Origin of the sequence: Amorphoplanes digitatis, from assembly GCF_014205335.1 — a bacterium.
Classification (GTDB): Bacteria; Actinomycetota; Actinomycetes; order Mycobacteriales; family Micromonosporaceae; genus Actinoplanes; species Actinoplanes digitatus.
The window spans coordinates 7,953,743-7,972,644 of the sequence record NZ_JACHNH010000001.1 but is presented as its reverse complement, the minus strand read 5'-3'; the positions used below and the strand labels follow the sequence as shown (position 1 = coordinate 7,972,644).

Below are 18,902 nucleotides of genomic sequence, written 5' to 3'. Positions count from 1 at the left end.
ACGGCCCGCCGCTGACGAAGGCAGCCAGGGCCGGGTGCTGCGGGCCGGGTGCTGCGGGCCGGGTGCTGCGGGCCGGGTGCTGCGGGCCGGGTGCTGCGGGCCGGGTGCTGCGGGCCGGGTGCTGCGGGCCGGGTGCTGCGGGCCGGGTGCTGCGGGCCGGGTGCTGCGGGCCGGGTGCTGCGGGCCGGGTGCTGCGGGCCGGGTGCTGCGGGCCGGGTGCTGCGGGCCGGGTGCTGCGGGCCGGGTGCTGCGGGCCGGGTGCTGCGGGCCGGGTGCTGCGGGCCGGGTGCTGCGGGCCGGGTGCTGCGGGCCGGGTGCTGCGGGCCGGGTGCTGCGGGCCGGGTGCTGCGGGCCGGGTGCTGCGGGCCGGGTGCTGCGGGGTTCGTGCCCGGCGCGGGCGGGTGGGTTTCCGGCGGCTAGGGTGCTTTACGTGCTTGTACTAGCGCTGGACACCTCCACGCCCGCGGTGACCGCCGCCCTCGCAGAGGTCACCGACACCGGCGTGAAAGGGCTGGCCGAGCGCCGTAGCGTCGATCCCCGTGCGCACGGTGAGCGGCTTGCGCCCCAGGTGCGGCTGATCCTCGACGATGCCGGGGTGCGGACTCGGGAACTGGCCGCGATCGTCGCCGGTGTCGGGCCGGGGCCGTTCACCGGGCTGCGGGTCGGGCTCGCCACCGCCGCGGCCATGGGGCAGGCGCTCGGCATTCCCACGTACGGGGTCTGTTCGCTCGATGGGCTCGGCCGGGCCGCCGGGCCGGGGCGTGTGCTGGTCGCCACCGATGCCCGGCGGCGTGAGGTCTACTACGCCACCTACGTCGACGGGGTGCGTGTCACCGATCCGGGCGTCGACAAGCCTGCCGACGTGCGGGTCGAGGTCGATCGGGCCGTCGGCGAGGGTGCGCTGAAGTACGCCGAGATCTTCGGGGTGCCTATCGACGACCGGGTTCTCTTCCCGCCGGGTGAGGCCCTGATCGCACTCGCCGCCGAGCGGGTCCGGCGGCGGGCGCCGGGTGAGTCGCTCACGCCGCTCTACCTGCGGCGGCCGGACGCCGTCGAGCCGGCCGGGCGTAAGCCGGTGCTGCACTGATGCGCATCACGCGGTTCCGGTGGTGGCACATCGCCGAGGTGCTTCCGATCGAGGAGGATCTCTTCGGGTCCGAGAAGTGGTCCGCCGCGATGTTCTGGAACGAGCTCGCCCAGCGCAACTTCTACCTCGTCGCCGAAGACGAGGGCGGCAAGGTGGCCGGGTATGCCGGTCTCTCCGTGGTGGATCAGGACGAGTCCTGGGTGCAGAACATCGCCGTGTCCCGCGATGCCCAGCGGCGGGGGACCGGGCGGCAACTGCTCGAGGCGCTGCTCGCCGAGGCCGGCGGGCGCAAGGTGCTGCTCGAGGTCGCCGTCGACAACGCACCGGCCCAGCGGCTCTACGCCGGCTACGACTTCGAGCCCGTCGGGATCCGGCGCGGCTACTACCAGCCCAGCAACACCGACGCCCTGGTGATGATGAGAAGTGCCTGACGAACCCCTGGTCCTCGGGATCGAGACCTCCTGCGACGAGACCGGTGTCGGCATCGTTCGCGGGCACACCCTGCTCGCCGACGCGCTCGCGTCCAGTGTCGAGCAACATGCGCGGTTCGGCGGGGTCGTGCCCGAGGTCGCCAGCCGCGCACACCTCGAGGCGATCGTGCCGACCATGCAGCGGGCCCTCGACGACGCGGGGGTGACCCTCGCCGACATCGACGCGATCGCCGTGACGGCCGGGCCCGGCCTCGCGGGTGCGCTGCTCGTCGGGGTCGCCGCCGCCAAGGGGTACGCGCTCGCCGCCGACAAGCCGATCTACGGCGTCAACCATCTGGCGGCGCACGTCGCCGTCGACACGCTGGAGCACGGGCCGCTGCCGGAGCCGGCCGTCGCGATGCTCGTGTCGGGCGGTCATTCGTCGTTGCTGCTGGTCGACGATCTCACCGCGGGGGTGACGCCGCTGGGCGCGACGATCGACGACGCGGCCGGTGAGGCGTTCGACAAGGTCGCCCGGCTGCTCGGGCTGGGTTTCCCGGGTGGGCCGGTGATCGACAGGATCGCGCGTGATGGCGACGCGGCCGCCATCGCGTTCCCGCGTGGACTGACGGCGCCGAAGGATCAGCTCAAGCACCGGTTCGATTTCTCGTTCTCGGGGCTGAAGACCGCGGTCGCGCGGTGGGTCGAGGCCCGCGAGCGCGCCGGCGAGCCCGTGCCGGTCGCCGACGTTGCCGCCAGTTTCCAGGCCGCCGTCTGCGACGTGCTCACCGCAAAGGCCCTGGACGCGTGCCGGGAGAACGGCGTCGAGACCCTGGTCATCGGTGGTGGTGTCGCCGCCAACTCGCGGCTGCGGCTGCTCGCCGAGGAGCGGGCGGCGAAGCTGGGCATCCGGGTACGGGTGCCGCGGCCGGGCCTCTGCACCGACAACGGTGCGATGGTGGCCGCGCTCGGCTCGCATCTGGTGGCCGCCGGGGTCGCGCCCAGCCGGCTCGACCTGCCGGCCGATTCCGCAATGCCATTGACCTCGGTCACTGTTGCGGGGTAGGAAGCCTGCATGATCGCACGAATGTGGGAGGTACGGGCGCTGGGCAGCGGCTTCGACGAGCTGCTGGCCTGGGTCTGCGACGAGGCGTTGCCGCAGGTGGAGGTGCTGCCTTCGCATGTGTCGAGCGAGGTCTACTCGTCGACCGACCACCGCATCGTCGTCATCTCGAAGTGGCGCAACACCCCGGCCGACCTGCCGGCGCCGCCGGAGCGGTTGACGGCCCGCGCCCCGCACGTGTGGGATTTCACACCCGTCGACAGGTAGCGCGCACGCTCAGCGTAGCGCCAGCCCCACACCGAGCAGCACCTGCTTCTCCTGTGGGTCTCCTCGGGCAGGTCGCGGACCACGGCGGCGAGCTCGTCGAGGGTGCGGGCGTCGCTGGCCACGCCGACCCGCTTGGCGAACTCGTCAAGGGTCAGCCGGCCGGCGCCGGTGTGGCGCTCGGTCCTGATCGGAGGCCCGCATGCTCACGCGGGCAATGTAGACCGCGCCCGCCCACCGGGCGAGGGCGGCGAACGCTCAGAGGAGCGGGTCCGCCAGCAGCCGTTCGAAGGCCAGCTCCGCGGCGCCGATCAGGGCCGCGTCCGTGCCCAGCTCGGGGGTGCGGAGCCGGACGTGTTCGCGGCAGGCCGGCAGCGCGACCTCGTTGAGGCGGCTGCGGATCTGGGCGGCCGCGACCAGGTACACGTCCCGCAGCGTGCCGCCGAAGATCACGGCTTCCGGGTTGAAGATGTTGATCAGGTTGCCGACGCCCAGGCCGATCCAGTCGCCCACCTGGCGTACCGCCTGCTGTGCGGCCCGGTCGCCGCGCATCGCCGCGTCGACCACCCCGAGCACCGCGTCCCGGCCGCTCTCGTTGGCGCGGCCCGCGAGTTCCAGCAGGGCGTACTCGCCGATCTCGGTCTCCCAGCAGCCCCGGGAGCCGCAGCTGCAGGGCTTGCCCGACGGGTTGATCACCATGTGGCCGACCTCGCCGCCGTAGCCGCCGTGGCCGGTCACCCGGCGGCCGCCGGCGATGATGCCGCCGCCGACGCCAACGTCGCCGTACAGGTAGATGACGTTGTCGTGGCCGGCCGCCGCGCCGCGGCTGTGTTCGACCATGGCCGAGACGTCGGCGATGTTGCCGACGGTCAGCGGGCCGACGTCGGCGCCCTCGAAGCCGCGCAGTTCCGAGCTGAGGGCCTCGCCGACCGGCTCCTCCACCCAGCCGATCGTCGGCGCCAGGCGGACCATGCCGTCGTCGCGGCGGACCATGCCCGCCACGGCCAGGCCGCCGCCCACGTAGCGGGCGCCCTCCGGAACGTCCCTGCGCATCTCGTGGATGAACTCGGCGAGCGGCTGGACCGCGTCGGCGACCTGCATGCCGCGCGGCCGGTCCGTCTCGCGGCGGTCCAGGATCTTGCCGCCCAGGCCGACCCGGGCGGCGCGCAGCCGGTCCACCTCGATCGCCAGCGCGTACGCGTACACCTGGTACGACTCGGGCCGGACGACAAGTGACGGTCGCCCGGCCCTCAGGGTCTCCTCGGGCGGCCGCTCGGTGACCAGGCCGGCGGCGGCCAGTTCGGTGGTCAGCGTCCCGATCGTGCTGCGGTTCAGCCCGAGCTTCGTGGTGAGCTCAGCTCGGGATGTAGCACCGTGAACATGTACATATCTCAGCAGCGTGCCCAGGTTGTGCCTGCGAACCTCCTCGTGGCTGGGGCCGGCTCGCATCAGTGAGCCGCCCCCGTGCCCGCGGGCCGGTTCATCGGTTACCGGTGGCTGCCGCTCTGCGGCGTGACAGGGCGTCGACGCTTGCGGCCAGCAGCAGGATGAGGCCGGTCACGATGAATTTGACGCCGGAGCTGTAGCCCATCAGGCCCATGCCGTTGTCGATGACCGCGATGACGGCGCCGCCGATGACGGCGTCCATGACGCGGCCTTTGCCGCCGAAGAGGCTGGTGCCGCCGATGACGGCGGCGCCGACGGCGTAGAGCAGGACGTTGCTGCCGCCGGAGTTCGGGTCGACGGAGTTGGCGCGGCTGGCCGCGATGATGCCGCCGACCGCCGCCATGGACGAGCCGATGACGAAGACCGAGATGCGGATCCGGTCGACGGGGATACCGGCACGGCGCGCGGCTTCCTTGTTGCCGCCTACCGCGTACACGTGTCGGCCGTAGGTGGTCCGGCCCAGGATGAAGGTCCAGACGATCAGGAAGACCGCGATGATCGGGGCGACGATGGGTACGCCCTTGACCGAGCCGCTGATCAGCGGGTTGATGCTGCGTTCCTGGGTGAGGACCGCGACCGCGGAGAACAACAGGATGGCGAGGCCGCCGATGCGGGCCAGCACGACGCCGATGGGGTCGGTGACCAGGCCGCGGGTGGCGCGGCTGCGGACCTGGGCGAATTCGACCAGGGCGTAGCCGGCGACGGCGGCGATGGCGAGGATCCAGCTGACCGCCACGGTCATGTTCTTGTTGGCCAGGGCCAGCACGAACGGGTCGCGGATGGAGATGTTCTTACCGCCGCTGAGCAGGACCAGCAGGATGCCTTGGAAGGCGAGGAACGCGGCGAGGGTGACCACGAACGACGGGATACCGACCTTGGAGACCAGGAAGCCGAGGATGAAGCCGATGACCAGACCGGTGATCAGGGCGGCGGGGATGGCGGTGTACCACTGCCAGCCGTGATCGGTCAGCAGGATCGCCATCACCGCGCCGCAGACGCCGCTGGCGTAGCCGGCGGAGAGGTCGATTTCGCCCAGCAGCAGGACGAAGACCAGGCCCATCGCGATCAGGGTGACCGCGGCGCCCTGGGAGAACAGGTTGGCGAAGTTGAGGGCGCTGAAGAAGGTGGGGCGGGCGATGCCGAAGATCAGGCAGAGCACGATCAGGCCGAGGATGGCGGGCAGGCTGCCGATGTCGCCGCCGCGTACCCGGCCCCAGTAGTCGTGCAGGTGGCTAGCGAGGGTCGGCTTGACCACCTGGACGCCGGCGCTCGTTGTGGTCGTGGTCATTGGTCGGCTCCCGGAGGCGTGATGTCGATGAAGCCGGACGCCGCCGGCTTTTCGGGCGGCAGGCCGAGGTTGCCGCTGCGCCCGGAGGTGATCAGTTCGACGATCTGGGAGTGGGTGACGTCGCTGGTCTTCACCTGGGCGGCGGCCCGGCCGAGGTAGAGGGCCGCGACACGGTCCGAGACCGCGAAGACGTCGTTCATGTTGTGCGAGATCAGTACGACGCCCAGGCCGTTGTCGGCGAGCCGGCGCACGAGCTCGAGCACCTGCGCGGTCTGCGCGACGCCGAGGGCGGCGGTGGGCTCGTCGAGGATGACGACGCGGCTGTTCCAGAGCACGGCCTTGGCGATGGCGACGGTCTGTCGTTGGCCGCCGGAGAGGCTGGCGACGAGCTGCCGGAGTGATTTCACGGTACGCACGGAGAGGCCGGCCAGGGTGTCGCCGGCCATCTGTTCCATGGTCGGCTCGTCGAGCACGATGCCGCGTACTTTCTCGCGGCCGAGGAACATGTTCTGGACGATGTCGAGGTTGTCGCAGAGTGCGAGGTCCTGGTAGACGACTTCGATGCCCAGCGCGGACGCGTCCCGGGGGCTGTGGATGGCGACCTGGTTGCCGTCGAAGATCACCGTGCCCGCGTCGATGGTGTAGATGCCGCTGATGCATTTGACCAGCGTCGACTTGCCGGCACCGTTGTCACCGACGAGTGCGGTGACCTCGCCCGGATAGACGCTGAGGCCGACGTCGTGCAGGACCTGTACGGGACCGAAGCTCTTGTCGATCCCGCGCAACTCCAGAAGAGGTGTCGCGGCCACAGGTGTTTCTCCTTCACTCGATGCGGCGCCGCCCACCCCCGTCGGGCATGGGCGGCGCCGTCGGTCACGAGATGGGGTCAGCTGATGCCATTGTCCGCGCAGAGCTTGGCGAAGTCTCCGGCACAGAGCTGATCCTTGGTGACGAAGCCGTCGGCCACAACATCCTTGACGCTGTCTTTGAAGATCGGGTCCGGGGTCAGCAGGACCGCGGGGATCTCCTTCTTCGTCTCCGGGTCCGTGACGGTCTGCCCGGTGTCCTTCCTCGTGCCCTTGGCCAGGCCGATGGCGAGCTCGGCGGCCGCGTCGGCCTCCTGCTTGATGGCCTTGTAGACCGTCATGCACTGGTCGCCCACGAGGATGTTCTGCAGACCCTGAACGGTCGCGTCCTGGCCGGTGACCGGGACCTTGCCGTTGAGCTTCTGCTTCTTGAGCACCGAGATGACCGCGTTGCCCAGGCCGTCGTTGGCCGCGAGCACGCCCTTGATCTTCGGGTTCTCGGTCAGCATCTGCTCGAAGATGGTGCCGCCCTGAGCGTTGTCCCAGTCCGGAACGGACTGGTCCGGGCCCTTGACGAACTCACCCGACTCGAACTTGGGATTCAGGACCGAGTCGTAGCCCTCCTTGAACAGGGTGGCGTTGTTGTCGGTCGGCGAGCCGTTGAGCCGGGCCACGACGGGCTTGACGGCCTTCATCTCGGTCAGGCACTTGACCAGGCCCTCGCCCTGGAGCTTCCCGACCGCCACGTTGTCGAAGCTGACGTAGTAGTCCGCGTTGCCGCCGAGCGTGAGCCGGTCGTAGTCGATGGTCGCGATGCCGGCCGCCCGGGCCTTGTCGAGGACCGCCTTGCCGGTTCCGGAGTCCAGGTTGACGATCATCAGCACCTTGACGCCGCTGGAGATCATGCCCTCCGCGATCGTCTGGAACTGGCTCTTGTCGCCCTGCGCGTTCTGGATGTCGACCGGTACGCCGGCCGCGTCGAACGCCGCCTTCAGGTACTTGGGGTCGTCGGTGCTCCACCGCTGCGAGCTGGCAGTGTCCGGCAGGATGACGCCCACCTTGCCGACGGACGAGCCGCCGTCTGTGCCTGAGTCGCCACCGCTGTCGTCACCGCATGCAGCCATGCTGCTGGTGGCCAGCAGGCCGACCGCGGCGAGGGCGAACATTCCCTTACGCATTCCTAGAGTCCTTTCGGATAATCCGGACCTTGCTTCGGATTCTGGTGTGCGCTGCCGGGAACGTCACTCACCCGACCCGCTGCGGAATCGGACACTCTTGTTGTATCGGGGCAACGTATTCCCGGTGCTGAACGTGGCACGACGGGCCTGATTGCAAGGTCCCGCAGCCCGCGTGAAACGGCAGCGCGGCGACGGTGGGTCACCGCGCGGCCCGTGAGTCACTTCACAACGTGACGCTAGGTCACTCCACGGCTCTGGATTGCCGGATCTTGATAACGGTGTCGTAACGGAAGGGTGTTGTGAGAGGTCTGGAGCTCTATGTCCGAATTTTGGCTATTTTTGCGTCCGCGAGCCGGATGAGGTCGGCCGGGTCGAGAGACACCTGTAGGCCGCGGCGCCCGGCCGAGACGTACATCCGGTCCAGGGTGGCGGCCGAGTCGTCGACGACCGTCGGCAGCCGCCGGCGCTGCCCCAGCGGGCTGATCCCGCCGCGGACGTAGCCGCTGCTGCGCTCGGCCGCGGCGCGATCCGCGAGCGCGGCGCGCTTGCCGCCGGCGGCGCTCGCCAGCGCCTTGAGGTCCAGCTCGCCGGTCACCGGTACCACCGCGACGACGAGCCCGCCGTCGACCTCGGCGATCAGCGTCTTGAAGACCGCCGCCGGCGTGACCCCGATGGCCGCGGCGACCAGAGCGCCATAGTCGTGTGCGTCGGCCGCGACGTCGTACGGGTGCAGCTCGTGCGCCACCCGCCGCGCCGTGAGCAGGACGGTGGCCGGGGTACCGGCAGCCTTCTTCGCCACGAGCAGGAAGGCTAGCGGCAGAGCAGGGCCGTCGGCGCGCCCGCCACCCGGGTCAGCACGAGCGACGCCGGTGCGTTGCCGCGCAGCCGCAGGTCCCGGCGCAGCTGCTCGGGCTCGAGCGCGGAGCCGCGCTTGCGGATCTCCAGCCGCCCGACGCCGCGCTCGCGCAGCAGCGTCCGCAGCCGCTTCAGGGAGAACGGCAGCACGTCGGTGATCTCGAGCCGCCGGCCGAACGGGGTGTCCACGGCGGTGTCGGTGTAGACGTAGGCGATCTCTGGGTCGGCGATCCGGCCGCCGATCGTCGCGGCGAACTCGGCGACGAGGTGCGAGCGGACCACGGCCGGATCCGGGTCGTACAGGAAGGCGCCGACCGGGCCGACCGGCGCCGCCGCGGTGCCCGAGCCGGTGAGCTCGGCGCCCGACGGCAATAGGATCGCCCGCCGAGCGAACTCCGCCAGCGGACCGCACCAGAACGCGGCCTCGACCAGATCGCCGCCGACGCTTACCCACTCGCCCTCGGCGCCCGGCGGTAGGAGCGCGTGATCGATGCCGGGGGCGAGCTTGAGCACCGTGCGTGGCACCCGGCCGGGCAGTGCGGCGATGAAGTCCCACGGCGGCGACCACGAGCGCGGGTCCATCACCCGGCCGCGGCCCGCCCGCCGGCGCGCCGGGTCGGCGAAGACCGCGTCGAACCGCTCCACCGGAACGCTCGTCGCGTCCGCGCACTCCACGGTCACCAGGTGGGCCAGGCCGGCGGCCTCGGCGTTCGCGGCGGCGAGCGCGGCCGTGAGCGGGTCGGCGTCGACGGCGTACACCCGGATGCCCGCTCGGGCCGCCGCCAGCGCGTCCGAGCCGAGGCCGCAGCCGAGGTCGGCCAGGGTCTCGACGCCGGCCGCGCGCAGCCGGCCGGCGCGCCGGTCGGCCACCGCCGCGCGGGTCGCCTGTTCGAGCCCGGCCCGGGTGAACAGCATGGTCTGGGCGGCCGTGCCGAACTTGGCCTCCGCGCGTATCCGCAGGTCGGTCTGGGTGAGTGCGGCGGCGGCCAGGCCGGGGGAGAGTCCGCGGGTGCGCAGCGCCGTCGCGGCGGCGAGCGGGTCCGCGCCGGTGACCTCGGCGGCGGCCGTCAGGGCGGCGGCTCCCTCGGGGGTACGCAGGGCGGCGAGCAGTTCGAGGTCCACGGAAAGTCATTCTGCTGGAAGCTGACGCGTTGGCACTCTGGTTGACGGAGTGCTAGTTCCGGCATAATCTCCGATTAGCACTCTCAACCTGAGGGTGCCAGCGTGCTCCCCGACCGGGGACGTGCGCCTGCGCCAGGCGGACCGGCACCCGCGACGACGGCCCCGCCCGGTGGCATGAGGCATCAGCCCGGCCTGTCCATTGGCCGGCGACAACACCTGTACCCAGGAGGGTATGCCCGTGACTACCGCGACAAAGGTTGCGATCAAGCCGCTCGAGGACCGCATCGTGGTCCAGGCGAACGAGGCCGAGACCACGACGGCGTCGGGCATCGTGATCCCCGACACCGCCAAGGAGAAGCCGCAGGAGGGCACCGTCCTCGCCGTTGGCCCCGGCCGGATCGACGACAAGGGCAACCGCGTTCCGATCGACGTCAAGGTCGGCGACACCGTCCTGTACTCGAAGTACGGCGGCACCGAGGTCAAGTACGCCGGCGAGGAGTACCTGGTGCTCTCCGCCCGCGACGTCCTCGCGGTCATCGAGAAGTAGACCTGATCTGACAGTGCTGAGCGCCCTGGCCCGGCTTCCGGTCCAGGGCGCCGGTGCGTTGAAGGGACCATAAATGGCGAAGATTCTTAGTTTCTCCGACGACGCCCGGCACCTGTTGGAGCACGGCGTCAACACGCTCGCCGACACGGTCAAGGTCACTCTCGGCCCGCGCGGTCGCAACGTCGTCCTCGACAAGAAGTTCGGCGCGCCGACGATCACCAACGACGGTGTCACCATCGCCAAGGAGATCGAGCTCTCCGACCCGTACCAGAACCTCGGTGCGCAGCTGGTCAAGGAGGTGGCGACGAAGACCAACGACGTCGCCGGCGACGGGACCACCACGGCGACCGTGCTCGCACAGGCGCTGGTCCGCGAGGGCCTGCGCAACGTGACCGCGGGCGCCAACCCGATCGCGCTCAAGCGCGGCATGGACCTGGCCGCCGAGGCCGTCTCCAAGGCGCTGCTGGAGAAGGCGGTCGAGGTCGACGACAAGAAGTCGATCGCGAACGTCGCCACCATCTCGGCGCAGGACGCCACCATCGGCGAGCTCATCGCCGAGGCGATGGAGCGGGTCGGCCGCGACGGCGTCATCACCGTCGAGGAGGGGTCCGTCCTGGACACCGGCCTCGAGGTGACCGAGGGTCTGCAGTTCGACAAGGGCTTCATCTCGCCGAACTTCGTGACCGACGCCGAGTCGCAGGAGGCCGTCCTGGAGGACGCCTACCTGCTGATCACCACGCAGAAGATCTCCAGCGTCGAGGAGCTGCTGCCGCTGCTGGAGAAGGTTCTCTCCGGCGGCAAGCCGCTGCTCATCGTCGCCGAGGACGTCGAGGGCCAGGCGCTGTCGACCCTGGTCGTCAACGCGCTGCGGAAGACCTTCAAGATTGTGGCCGTGAAGGCACCCGGCTTCGGTGACCGGCGCAAGGCGATGCTGCAGGACCTTGCGATCGCGACCGGTGGCGAGCTCATCGCCCCCGAGCTCGGCTACAAGATCGACCAGGTCACCCTCGACATGCTGGGCACCGCCCGGCGGGTCGTGGTGGACAAGGAGAGCACGACCATCGTCGACGGTGGCGGCCGCAAGGCCGAGATCGAGGACCGGGTCGCGCAGATCCGCAAGGAGATCGAGGCCTCGGACTCCGACTGGGACCGCGAGAAGCTCTCGGAGCGGCTGGCCAAGCTCTCCGGCGGCATCGCGGTGATCAAGGTCGGCGCCGCGACCGAGGTCGAGATGAAGGAGCGCAAGCACCGCATCGAGGACGCCATCGCGGCGACCAAGGCCGCGGTCGAGGAGGGCACCGTCCCGGGTGGCGGCGCCGCCCTGGCGCAGGTCGCCTCGGTGCTCGACGGCAACCTCGGCCTCACCGGCGAGGAGGCGGTCGGCGTGCAGATCGTCCGCAAGGCGCTTGTCGAGCCGCTGCGCTGGATCGCGCAGAACGCGGGCCACGACGGCTACGTGGTGGCGGGCAAGTCGGCCGAGCTGGGCTGGGGCCACGGCCTCAACGCGGCCACCGACGAGTACGTCGACCTGGTCGCGGCCGGCATCATCGACCCGGTCAAGGTGACCCGCAGTGCGGTCTCCAACGCCGTCTCGATCGCCGCGCTGCTGCTCACCACGGAGAGCCTCGTGGTGGAGAAGCCGGCCGATTCGGAGCCCGCCGCGGGCGGTGGCCACGGCCACAGCCACGGTGGCCACGGCCACCAGCACGGCCCGGGTTTCTGAGTCGAAAGAGTAAAAAGGGCGCGTCGCATTCCGCGGCGCGCCCTTTCTCGTGTGTGATGCGGGATTCGGGGAAAGAGGCGCGGATGATCGTCGTGGTTGAGGGTCCGACCGCGGCCGGCAAGACGTCGTGGTGCCGACGTTACGTGGGTCGTTACGTCGCCGAGTACGCCGCGACCGGCCGGGAACCCACCGACGCGGTGGCGCTGGCCCGGCACTGGGCGCGGGTGAGCATGGACCGCTGGGCGCAGGCCCTGGAGCTCGAGCACGCCGACGGCGTCGCGTTCTGCGACACCGACCCGGTGAAGCTGCACTACGCCTGGGGGATGGCGGCGCTGGGGCTGGCGCCGCGCGCCCGGTTCGACCGCGAGCTGACGGTGACCCGGGAGGCGTTCCGCGCCGGCAGGCTCGGGTTCGCCGACGCGGTGCTGGTCGGCCTGCCCGAGGTCGAGACGCTGCAACGCCGGCGCGACAGTGACGAGACCCGGCGGCGGCGCAACTTCGCGGCGCACGTCCAGCTCCGCGAGCCCCTCCAGCAGTGGTACGCGACGCTGGACCGGCTCGACCCGGGCCGGGTGATCTGGGAACTGCCCGCCGAGGGCGTACCGAAGCTGCCGGAACCCCGTGCCGATCGCGGCGCGGTGGAGTTGCTGGACGCCCTGGTGGCCGCCCTGCCGCCGCTGCGGCAGGTCGTCACCCAACCGTAAGGACTGTTCGGCACGCGCCGATGCAGGATGGAGGCGTGAACCTCTCGCCGCGGGCCGCGCTGGCCGGCGTCGCCGCGGCCGGCGTGGCCATCGGTGTCGCCGAGATCGTCGCCGTCCTCACCGGTCCGCTCTCGTCGCCACTGCTCGCCGTCGGCGGCGTGGTGGTCGACACCGTGCCCGGGCCGGTCAAGGACGTGGGCATCGCGGTCTTCGGCACCCACGACAAGACCGCCCTGATCGTCGGCACCGTGATCCTGCTCTGCGGCTACGCCGCGCTGCTCGGCGTCGTCGCGGTGCGCAGCCGGGCGGCCGCCTTCGCCGGTGTCGCCCTGTTCGGCGTGATCGGCGTGACCGCCGCGGTCACCCGGCACGACGCCGGGTTCACCGCCGCGCTTCCGTCGATCGTCGCCATGCTGGTCGCGGCGCTGGCCCTGTACTACCTCGTGCGGCTGGCCGTCACCGCGGACCCGGCCCCGGCGGCCCCGGGCGGCGACGATGGTCGGCCGGTGGACCGGGCCGGAACGGAGGAGAACCGGCGCCGATTCCTGCTGGCGCTGGGCGGCGCCGCGGCGGTGGCCGTCGTCGGGGGTTTCGGCGGCCGGTTCCTGACCTCGCGGCGCGCGGTGACCGCCGCCCGCGACGCGGTCGTGCTGCCGGAGCCGTTGCGGCCGGCCCCGGCGATCCCGGCCGGCGCCCAGGTCAGGGGCGCGGTGCCGTACGTCACGTCGAACTCCGACTTCTACCGGATCGACACCGCGCTGTATCCGCCGCAGATCGACCCGGCGACCTGGGAGCTGCGCATACACGGGATGGTCCGCAACCCGATCACCCTCACCTGGGAACAGCTGCTGCGGCGCCCGATGGTGCAGCGGTACGTGACGCTGGCCTGCGTGTCCAATGAGGTCGGCGGCGACCTGATCGGCAACGCGCTCTGGCTCGGCACCCCGATCAAGGACCTGCTGGACGAGGCGCAGCCGCTGCCCGACGCCGACCAGGTGGTGCAGCGCTCGGCCGACGGCTGGACCTGCGGAAGCCCGACCGCCGTGCTGCGCGACGGCCGGGACGCCCTGCTGGCGATCGGCATGAACGGCCGTCCTCTTCCGGTGTCGCACGGCTTCCCGGCGCGCATGGTCGTGCCCGGCCTGTACGGCTACGTCTCCGCCTGCAAGTGGATCACCGAGATCGAGCTGACCCGGTTCGCCGACTTCGACGCGTACTGGGTGCCGCGGGGCTGGTCGGCGCAGGGTCCGATCAAGACCCAGTCGCGGATCGACACGCCCCGTGACGGCGCCGGGCGCAAGGCGGGCGCGGTCACCGTCGCCGGGGTCGCCTGGGCACAGCACCGCGGCATCCGGTGGGTCGAGGTCCAGATCGACGGCGGCCCCTGGGCCCGGGCGACCCTCGCGCCGGCGGTCTCGACGGACACCTGGGTGCAGTGGTCATACGTTTGGCAGGCGACGCCGGGTGAGCACTTCGTGCGGGTCCGGGCCGCCGACGGTGACGGCGCGGTGCAGACCGGTGCCCCCGCGCCGCCGGAGCCGGACGGGGCGACGGGGTGGCATTCGGTGCAGGTCACGGTCGACTGAGGGTGTCACCCAAAAGCCGCACTTTTGGTCCGACGTCAACCCCAAGTTCGCTCATACGGTGGCTTGCATGTCCACCGATGCGGCGAACACGCCGTTGAACATGCCGACGTGGCTCCCCGCAGGGAACCGCGCCGGAAGCTGTGTGGTGCCACGCGTCGATCGGCGTCAGGCCGCCGGTGCCTGCCGTTGTGCCGGAACCGCCGACTTGTGGGGCCGGCCGAGGCGGGCCTCCAGCCGGGCAAGGTCCACCCGTCCGTGATGCCGATCGGCAAGGTCCTCCCAGCCGACCGCGAGCAGCCGCAGCCGCTCCGCTTCGCTGAAACCTCCCCAAACGCCGTACGGCTCACGGACAGCCAGTGCGTGAGCAGCGCACTCCGCCCGGACCGGGCAGGCGCCGCACATCGTCTTGGCATTCGCCTCCCGACGGTTGCGCGACGACCCACGCTCACCGTCCGGGTGGAAGAACTGGGCGCTGTCGCGCCCCCTGCACAGGCCGAGTCGCTGCCATTCCCAAAGGTCGGCGATGGGTCCGGGCAGTCTGCGAACGTTCGACATCAACACCCTCCTCCCGCGCGGCACCGCGGAGTGCTGTCATTGAGGGGCCTGACTCAGGCCTGTCGCCCGTGTACCCCGGCGAACGCCGGATCACACGCGACTTGTCGATGTCTTCGTCAGCCGTATCTCATCGGTGCTCCAAGCCGTACCGATGTTTCCTAATTTTTCCATCTAAAGCGCGTAATGCTGCGGCCGTTGCGTGATCTCCTCTGAGAGAGAAGGAGGATCACTGTGCGTACCGTCCTCGTGTGCGTCCGAACCCCACTTGCGGCCCAGACCGTCGCCTCTACCGCGGCCCGGCTCGGGATGACCGGGGTCGTGCGGACGGCGGTCAGCGAGACCGAGGCCATGATCCGACTGGCTGAAAGGCCGGCCGAGGTTGTCCTGGCCGACACCGCCGTGACCCGTCCCGACAGCGTCGGCTTCACCCGTCGCGTCCTCGCCCGCGCCCCGCAGGCGCAGGTCGTCCTCTTCGGTGCCGAAGATCCGCGGGTCGCCGCCGCGGCTGTCGCCGCCGGGGCCAGAGGTGTCATCCGCGGCGTCGAGCACGACCTGGTCAGTGTCGTCGCCAAGGCGTTGCTGCTCCTGCTCCTGCCGGTGCGGCCACAGGGCATGCCGATCAACGGCGCGAATGCCCAGCCCGCAACGGTCGGCGGCGCCGGTCGTAACAACAACTCGGCGGCCGCTCGCGGCCTGCACCGCGACGGGCTGGCCATGGCCGGCACGCCGAACGGTGGCGGGGTACCCGCGATGCTGCCGAACTCACCGATGGTCCCCGCCCAGCGAGGCGACGGATCGGACATCGACCCGGCCACCGGCCGGCCGATGGCGTGGCCGGGCAACGACACCGGCCGCACCGACGTCCCGACGGGCCGGCGGCTCACGCTCACCGAACGCGAGTTGCAGGTGTTGCGGGGGATGGCCGACGGGAAGAGCAATGCGGAGATCGGGCGTGAGCTCTTCGTCTCCGAGGACACCGTGAAGACCCACGCTCGGCGGCTCTTCCGCAAGCTGGGCGCCCGCGACCGGGCACATGCGGTGGCCGCCGGCTTCCGGGCCGGTCTGGTCGCTTAAACGGTAGGTCTGTTACACCCCGGGGGCCCGGGCGGCGATCAGGAAGCCTCGTCGTCCGTGCCCTCGGCAAGTGTGTCGTGCACCCCGTCGGCGTAACCACGGGCGTATTCCCACGTCACGTAGTGGTCCGGGTCCGGGTCGTAGGCCGGCTCGTGCACCCGCGGGCGGCCGTTGCTCAGCAGGTGGCGAAGGTTGCCCCGGAGCAGGTCCCAGTCGAAGTAGTGTGGCTCGTGACAGTCCTCGCACTCGATCACCAGACCGCGGATGCCCGTCGGACTCAGCAACGCCTGGTAGATCTCCAGGTCGGAGAGGTCCTCGAGGACGTCCTGCCGCTCAGGCTCGGTCAGCGGGTCACTCTCGGCGTCCTCCGAGAGGTCGTCGAGACCGGCGGCCGGGTCGGCAGGGTCGCCGTTGAACGGGTCGATCGGCTCTTCTTGCACGATGTCTACCGTACCCATGTATGGCGGGTGTGTGCTGGCCCGCACGCGCTGTCCGCCCAACAGAACGCCCTGACCGGATGGGTAGGATGAAACACTCCGCCTCTTCGCTAGGGATGATCTGTGGATAACGAGTCGGCCCGCACGGTTCCGCTGGGTCTCACCTTCGACGACGTGTTGCTCCAGCCGGGCGAATCGGATGTCGTGCCGAGCCGGGTCAACACGATCACCCGGTTGACCCGCAACGTCGAGCTCTCCATCCCGCTGCTCTCCAGCGCCATGGACACGGTGACCGAGGCGCGGATGGCGATCGCGATGGCCCGCCAGGGCGGCATCGGCGTGCTGCACCGCAACCTCTCGCTCGAGGAGCAGGCCGCACAGGTCGACCTCGTGAAGCGCTCCGAGTCCGGGATGATCACCAACCCGGTCACCTGTAGCCCCGACGACACCCTGCGCGAGGTGGACCAGCTCTGCGGGCGCTACCGCATCTCCGGCCTGCCGGTCGTCGACGCCGAGGGCGTGCTCGTCGGCATCGTCACCAACCGCGACATGCGCTTCGTCACCGACGACAGCGTCAAGGCGCGCGAGGTGATGACCAAGGCGCCGTTGATCTCCGCGCCGGTCGGTGTCGGCAAGGAAGAGGCCCTGGCGCTGCTCCAGCGGCACAAGGTGGAGAAGCTGCCGCTCGTCGACGACGCGGGCCGGTTGCGCGGACTGATCACGGTCAAGGACTTCACCAAGAGCGAGCAGTACCCGCGCGCCGCCAAGGACGCGCAGGGCCGGCTCCGGGTCGCCGCGGCGGTCGGCGTCGGCGAGGACGCCTACAAGCGGGCCCGTGCCCTGATCGACGCGGGCGTCGACGTGGTCATCGTGGACACGGCCCACGGCCACCAGCGCGCCGTGCTCGACATGGTGTCCCAGCTGAAGAAGGACACCACGATCGACATCGTCGGCGGCAACATCGCGACGTACTCGGGCGCCAAGGCCCTCGTCGAGGCGGGCGCCGACGCGGTGAAGGTCGGCGTGGGCCCCGGCGCGATCTGCACCACCCGGATCGTCGCGGGTGTCGGCGTGCCGCAGATCACCGCGATCATGGAGGCCGCGCGGGCCTGCCGCCCGGCGGGCGTCCCGGTCATCGCCGACGGCGGCATCCAATATTCGGGCGACATCGCCAAGGCGATCGTGGCCGGCGCCGACACCGTGATGCTCGGCGGCCTGCTGGCCGGCTCCGAGGAGAGCCCCGGCGACCTGATCTTCATCAACGGCAAGCAGTTCAAGACCTACCGCGGCATGGGCTCGCTGGGCGCCATGCAGTCCCGCGGCCAGGCGAAGTCCTACTCCAAGGACCGCTACTTCCAGCAGGACGTCACCGAGGACAAGCTGGTACCCGAGGGCGTCGAGGGGCAGGTACCCTACCGCGGCCCGCTGTCGCGCGTGGCGCACCAGCTGATCGGTGGCCTGCGCGCGGCGATGGGTTACGTCGGCGCCGAGACGATCCCTGATTTGCAGGAGCGGGGACAGCTCATCAGGATTACCGCGGCAGGCCTCAAGGAGAGCCACCCGCACGACATCCAGATGACCGTTGAGGCACCTAACTACCACTCCCGCTAAAGGGGTTTGAAGCATGCGTGACGTCGTGGAGATCGGCCTCGGCAAGACCGCCCAGCGCGGCTACCACCTGGACGACATCGCGATCGTCCCGAGCCGCCGCACCCGCGACGTGGACGACGTGTCCACCGACTGGCGCCTCGACGCGTACCCGTTCAAGATCCCGTGTGTGGCGCACCCGTCGGACGCGACGATGAGCCCGGCGTCCGCGATCGCCCTCGGCCGCCTCGGCGGCCTCGGCGTGCTCAACGCCGAGGGCCTCTGGACCCGCTACGAGGACCCGACCAAGATCCTCGAGGAGCTGGCCTCGCTCGACGAGGAGGCCGACGCCACCAAGCGCCTCCAGGAGGTCTACTCCGAGCCGATCCGGCCCGAGCTGATCGCCGAGCGGGTCCGGGCCATGCGCGACGGCGGCGTCACCGTCGCCGTCCGGGTGTCGCCGCAGCACACGCTGGCGCTGGCGCCGGTGATCCTCGACGCGGGCGTCGACCTGCTGGTCATCCAGGGCACGCTGGTCTCGGCCGAGCACGTGTCCACGACGGACGAGCCGCTGAACCTCAAGGAGTTCATCGCCGACCTCGACCTGCCGGTCATCGTCGGCGGCTGCACCGACTACAAGACGGCGCTGCACCTGATGCGCACCGGCGCGGCCGGGGTCATCGTCGGCATCGGCGCGGACGAGTGGTCCACGACGGACACCGTCCTCGGCATCCGGGTCCCGATGGCGACCGCGATCGCCGACGCCGCTGCCGCGCGCCGCGACTACCTGGACGAGACCGGCGGCCGCTACGTGCACCTGATCGCCGACGGCGGCATTCAGACCTCGGGCGACATCGCGAAGGCGATCGGCTGCGGCGCCGACGCGGTCATGCTGGGCGAGCCGCTCTCGCTCGCCGAGGGCGCCCCGGCCGGCGGCGCGTGGTGGCACTCGGCGGCGAGCCACCCGAGCCTGCCGCGCGGCGGCTTCTGCATCGCGGGCGAGCCGGACGGCACCCTCGAGGAGCTGCTCTACGGCCCGGCCGACCGGCCGGACGGCCAGCTCAACCTCTTCGGCGGCCTCCGCCGGGCCATGGCGAAGTGCGGCTACCACGACGTCAAGGAGTTCCAGAAGGTCTCGCTGGTCCTCGACCGCTGAGGATCGGACACATC

General features: G+C 70.9%; 20 protein-coding genes and 1 pseudogene. 12 read left to right on the top strand and 9 right to left on the bottom strand.

Annotated elements, in window-relative coordinates:
* The first annotated feature begins 48 nt into the window (after positions 1–48).
* Genes BJ971_RS35140 through BJ971_RS35120 form a run of 5 tightly spaced genes read left to right on the top strand, consistent with a single transcriptional unit; the run spans position 49 to position 2,827 of the window.
* A complete protein-coding gene (locus BJ971_RS35140) occupies positions 49–420 on the top strand; it encodes a hypothetical protein (RefSeq protein WP_184997598.1) in 372 nt (123 codons plus the stop codon).
* A gap of 10 nt (positions 421–430) precedes the next feature.
* Complete coding sequence (gene tsaB / locus BJ971_RS35135; protein ID WP_184997597.1) at positions 431–1,087, top strand: tRNA (adenosine(37)-N6)-threonylcarbamoyltransferase complex dimerization subunit type 1 TsaB; 657 nt, start codon at positions 431–433, stop codon at positions 1,085–1,087.
* A complete protein-coding gene (rimI, locus tag BJ971_RS35130) occupies positions 1,087–1,518 on the top strand; it encodes a ribosomal protein S18-alanine N-acetyltransferase (protein ID WP_184997596.1) in 432 nt (143 codons plus the stop codon). The genes tsaB and rimI overlap by 1 nt, the downstream gene beginning before the upstream one ends.
* The gene (tsaD, locus tag BJ971_RS35125; protein ID WP_184997595.1) at positions 1,511–2,563 is read left to right on the top strand and encodes a tRNA (adenosine(37)-N6)-threonylcarbamoyltransferase complex transferase subunit TsaD; all 1,053 of its coding nucleotides are present in this window, start codon (positions 1,511–1,513) and stop codon (positions 2,561–2,563) included. Before rimI ends, tsaD begins: the two co-directional genes overlap by 8 nt.
* A 9-nt stretch (positions 2,564–2,572) precedes the next feature.
* On the top strand, positions 2,573–2,827 hold the full coding sequence (locus tag BJ971_RS35120) for a hypothetical protein (protein ID WP_184997594.1): 255 nt from the start codon (positions 2,573–2,575) through the stop codon (positions 2,825–2,827).
* Positions 2,828–2,904: 77 nt separating this feature from the next.
* On the opposite strand, the pseudogene BJ971_RS42740 reads toward BJ971_RS35120, so the two are convergent.
* From BJ971_RS42740 to BJ971_RS35085, 7 genes and pseudogenes are all read right to left on the bottom strand, one after another.
* Positions 2,905–3,015: pseudogene (locus BJ971_RS42740) on the bottom strand (DUF1707 domain-containing protein); the annotation flags it as partial.
* A gap of 67 nt (positions 3,016–3,082) precedes the next feature.
* Positions 3,083–4,273 (bottom strand): ROK family protein, encoded by a 1,191-nt coding sequence (locus BJ971_RS35110; protein WP_184997593.1) that lies wholly within the window; start codon positions 4,271–4,273, stop codon positions 3,083–3,085.
* Between the two features lie 31 nt (positions 4,274–4,304).
* Positions 4,305–5,558, bottom strand: coding sequence for a sugar ABC transporter permease (locus BJ971_RS35105; protein ID WP_184997592.1), 1,254 nt, complete (start codon positions 5,556–5,558; stop codon positions 4,305–4,307).
* Positions 5,555–6,367: an ATP-binding cassette domain-containing protein gene (locus tag BJ971_RS35100; RefSeq protein ID WP_184997591.1), complete on the bottom strand. Its 813-nt coding sequence runs from the start codon at positions 6,365–6,367 to the stop codon at positions 5,555–5,557. Before BJ971_RS35100 ends, BJ971_RS35105 begins: the two co-directional genes overlap by 4 nt.
* 77 nt (positions 6,368–6,444) lie before the next feature.
* Entirely contained in the window at positions 6,445–7,542 is a 1,098-nt protein-coding gene (locus tag BJ971_RS35095; RefSeq protein ID WP_184997590.1) for a sugar ABC transporter substrate-binding protein, read from the bottom strand.
* Between the two features lie 316 nt (positions 7,543–7,858).
* Positions 7,859–8,341 carry a Cys-tRNA(Pro) deacylase gene (gene ybaK / locus BJ971_RS35090; protein ID WP_184997589.1) on the bottom strand — a complete coding sequence of 161 codons (483 nt, stop codon included), beginning with the start codon at positions 8,339–8,341 and terminating at the stop codon, positions 7,859–7,861.
* Between the two features lie 11 nt (positions 8,342–8,352).
* The gene (locus tag BJ971_RS35085; RefSeq protein ID WP_184997588.1) at positions 8,353–9,519 is read right to left on the bottom strand and encodes a class I SAM-dependent methyltransferase; all 1,167 of its coding nucleotides are present in this window, start codon (positions 9,517–9,519) and stop codon (positions 8,353–8,355) included.
* A gap of 238 nt (positions 9,520–9,757) precedes the next feature.
* On the opposite strand from BJ971_RS35085, the gene groES reads away from it, so the two are divergent.
* The 4 genes from groES to BJ971_RS35065 all read left to right on the top strand — a co-directional run bounded on the left by groES (position 9,758) and on the right by BJ971_RS35065 (position 14,079).
* A complete protein-coding gene (gene groES / locus BJ971_RS35080; RefSeq protein WP_012015047.1) occupies positions 9,758–10,066 on the top strand; it encodes a co-chaperone GroES in 309 nt (102 codons plus the stop codon).
* 73 nt (positions 10,067–10,139) lie between these two features.
* A complete protein-coding gene (gene groL, locus BJ971_RS35075; protein ID WP_184997587.1) occupies positions 10,140–11,789 on the top strand; it encodes a chaperonin GroEL in 1,650 nt (549 codons plus the stop codon).
* An 83-nt stretch (positions 11,790–11,872) separates the two neighbouring features.
* Positions 11,873–12,493, top strand: a complete 621-nt coding sequence (locus BJ971_RS35070; protein WP_184997586.1) for a hypothetical protein — start codon at positions 11,873–11,875, stop codon at positions 12,491–12,493.
* Positions 12,494–12,513: 20 nt separating this feature from the next.
* On the top strand, positions 12,514–14,079 hold the full coding sequence (locus BJ971_RS35065) for a molybdopterin-dependent oxidoreductase (RefSeq protein ID WP_184997585.1): 1,566 nt from the start codon (positions 12,514–12,516) through the stop codon (positions 14,077–14,079).
* 165 nt (positions 14,080–14,244) lie between these two features.
* Here the strand turns inward: BJ971_RS35065 and BJ971_RS35060 are convergent, their stop codons facing one another.
* Positions 14,245–14,634: a WhiB family transcriptional regulator gene (locus BJ971_RS35060; RefSeq protein ID WP_184997584.1), complete on the bottom strand. Its 390-nt coding sequence runs from the start codon at positions 14,632–14,634 to the stop codon at positions 14,245–14,247.
* 231 nt (positions 14,635–14,865) lie between these two features.
* Between BJ971_RS35060 and BJ971_RS35055 the strand changes: the two genes are divergently transcribed.
* On the top strand, positions 14,866–15,708 hold the full coding sequence (locus BJ971_RS35055; RefSeq protein WP_184997583.1) for a response regulator transcription factor: 843 nt from the start codon (positions 14,866–14,868) through the stop codon (positions 15,706–15,708).
* A 38-nt stretch (positions 15,709–15,746) separates the two neighbouring features.
* Here the strand turns inward: BJ971_RS35055 and BJ971_RS35050 are convergent, their stop codons facing one another.
* Positions 15,747–16,148, bottom strand: a complete 402-nt coding sequence (locus tag BJ971_RS35050; RefSeq protein ID WP_184997582.1) for a DUF5319 domain-containing protein — start codon at positions 16,146–16,148, stop codon at positions 15,747–15,749.
* 120 nt (positions 16,149–16,268) lie between these two features.
* Between BJ971_RS35050 and guaB the strand changes: the two genes are divergently transcribed.
* Positions 16,269–17,756 carry an IMP dehydrogenase gene (gene guaB / locus BJ971_RS35045; RefSeq protein WP_184997581.1) on the top strand — a complete coding sequence of 496 codons (1,488 nt, stop codon included), beginning with the start codon at positions 16,269–16,271 and terminating at the stop codon, positions 17,754–17,756.
* A gap of 13 nt (positions 17,757–17,769) precedes the next feature.
* Positions 17,770–18,888, top strand: a complete 1,119-nt coding sequence (locus BJ971_RS35040) for a GuaB3 family IMP dehydrogenase-related protein (protein ID WP_184997580.1) — start codon at positions 17,770–17,772, stop codon at positions 18,886–18,888.
* Positions 18,889–18,902 lie beyond the last annotated feature (14 nt).